The organism is Psychromonas sp., from assembly GCF_983033635.1.
In genome coordinates, this window is the sequence record NZ_CEZLMY010000294.1 from 1 (window position 1) to 2,579 (window position 2,579).

Annotated in this window: 2 protein-coding genes; one reads left to right on the forward strand and one right to left on the reverse strand. The window is 41.3% G+C overall.

Features of this window, described 5'->3' with window-relative positions; translation table 11 throughout:
* Window positions 1-404 precede the first annotated feature (404 nt).
* Window positions 405-1,385, forward strand: coding sequence for an acrylyl-CoA reductase (NADPH) (gene acuI / locus AC4GME_RS18650; protein ID WP_490380024.1), 981 nt, complete (start codon window positions 405-407; stop codon window positions 1,383-1,385).
* A gap of 73 nt (window positions 1,386-1,458) precedes the next feature.
* Here acuI and AC4GME_RS18655 read toward each other — a convergent pair whose 3' ends face one another.
* Window positions 1,459-2,400 carry a LysR family transcriptional regulator gene (locus AC4GME_RS18655; protein WP_490378075.1) on the reverse strand — a complete coding sequence of 314 codons (942 nt, stop codon included), beginning with the start codon at window positions 2,398-2,400 and terminating at the stop codon, window positions 1,459-1,461.
* Window positions 2,401-2,579 lie beyond the last annotated feature (179 nt).

The following is a 2,579-nucleotide window of genomic DNA, read 5'->3' on the forward strand; positions in this document are numbered from 1 at the left end:
ACTTCACTAAAAGATAAAGATTTTTGAAAGACGGAATAATCCGTTAAAACGACTCTCAATGGTCATTTATCGAGCGATCCTAGAACAACTACTGAACGATATTAAAAAAACATCATCAAACTGAGAGCTTAATCAAACACCTACTAATGAGAATGCGCTTACTAATTGATTCTTAATCATTAATTGAAAATTAATTAAATACGAAGAGGCAAAATCGAACGGCAAAGTGCGGAGATACTCAATATCATCATTTTATATTGAAAATTAATATCACGATAACCGAAGCATTTGGATATATGTGGTTTATACATAGACTTTATGATTAAGTTTCACTTTTTTCATGTTAGATTCAGACCTACACTCTTTAATTCTTGAAACGGCCCTATTACTCACGGAGTAACTTTATGTTTAAAGCACTTGTTCTTGACCAACATGAAAAAAATACTATTGCAGAAATTCGTCAAATCGATGAGTCACAGCTTCCTGAAGGTGAAGTACTCATTGATGTTGATTACTCATCTTTAAACTATAAAGATGGTTTAGCTATTACAGGTAAAGGACGTATTGTTCGCCAGTTTCCTATGATTCCCGGCATCGATTTAGCTGGCCGCGTTATTGAATCAAAAGATTCACGTTACCAACCTGGTGACAGTGTTGTCTTAACTGGCTGGGGTGTAGGTGAAGGCCATTGGGGCGGCATGGCAGAAAAAGCCAGTTTGAAGGCTGATTGGTTAGTACCACAACCACAAGGCATTACCAGTAAACAAGCGATGATGATCGGCACCGCGGGATTAACCGCAATGTTGTGTGTGCAGGCATTAGTTGATGCAGGCGTTAAACCTGAAAGCGGCGAAGTTTTGGTGACTGGCGCGAGTGGTGGTGTTGGCTCGGTAGCGGTTACTTTATTAGCGCAACTAAGTTACAAAGTTGCGGCAGTAACGGGGCGTGTTGAAGAAAACAGTGAACTATTAAAACAACTGGGCGCAAGCCGTATTATTGACCGCAGTGAGTTTGAAGAGCCTGCACGTGCTTTAGAAAAACAGTTATGGGCTGGCGCTGTTGATACAGTGGGTAGCAAGGTGCTTGCTAAGGTTTTAGCACAAATGGATTATAACGGTGCAGTCGCAGCTTGTGGTTTAGCTGGCGGTTTTGATTTGCCAACAACAGTTATGCCATTTATTTTACGTGGCGTTAAATTATTAGGCATCGATTCAGTATCATGCCCTTATCAAAAACGTATTAATGCCTGGAATCGTTTAGTTGAAATTTTACCTGAAAGCTATTACCAGCAAGCTTGTCGCGAAGTGGGTTTAGAGCAAGCGGTAGAGTGCGCTGAAGCGATTACTAACGGCCAGGTGACAGGCCGTATCGTGATTAAACTATAATCGCAATTAGCATCACAATTTTAAATTAAGCCTGCATTAGCAGGCTTTTTATAAACCTTTACAGTTAAAACCGCTATACCAATCCCATATCTTGTACGCGTTTATCAATTAATCTGCCACATTGCTCTTTTAATAAGTTACGCAGCCATATCTGTGCTGCCGAGTGTTCACAGCGAGGGTGCCAGATAAGTGAATATTCAAAGGGTTTAAACTCAAAGGGCAAAGGTTTTACAATCAGATTATGCTGCTCTGCCACTAAATAGGCTAAATCAGCGGGCACAGTAATAATAAGAGGCATCTTGTCGACAATCGCTAACGCGGCTTGTAAATGATAGGCCCGTAATACGGTTTTTGCTTTTGGATGACCACTAAGCGCAGCGTCGATCAGCGCTTTCACGCCATCACTAATAGCAATCAATGCATGCGGATAAGCAAGATAATCAGCTAAGGTTATCTCTTTGTCTGCCAGCGGATGAGATTTCGATAACATGCAAAAAACACTGACTAAACCCAGTTTTTCATGCACTAATGGCTCAATATTACGAGTAGGACGACAGATTGCCATATCGCAGCCTTCTGTTGTTAATTGATTAAGCATCTGTTCATGCTGAAGTGGTGGAAATTCCAGTGAAATATTTGGCGCTTCCTCATAAATGCGCGGTAATGCATAGGGCAAAATGGTCTGCATTGCATAATCGGTAGTGGCGATAACAAAATGCTGCTTGCATAGTTTCGGCTCGAAATCAGTTGGAGACAGTAAAATCCGCAGTGATTCTAACGGTTCATTAAGTGCGTGACTTATCTCGATAGCACGTTGTGTAGGCTGAAGATGTTGTCCCTGGCGGATAAAAAGAGGATCGTTGAGCAGTTCTCTTAATCTTCCCAGTACCCGGCTCATCGCTGATTGGCTTAAATTAAGCCTGATTGCGGTACGACTGACACTTCCCTCTTCTATCAGTACTTTTAACGCGACTAACAGATTTAAGTCTCGGCGATAAACTTCTTCCAGCTCCATATTCGAATCCACAATATAACCATAAGAGGTTCATTATGAACAACAACAAACGGGACATCCATACCTTTTATTCACTCTGTTTGTTTCTGCTCAAATGATACTCAGGCAAGTACAGACGCCGTGATTGGCGAAGCGGCTTAAGCGCTAGCTGGCTTTGTTATTGCTGTTTGTAAACAAGT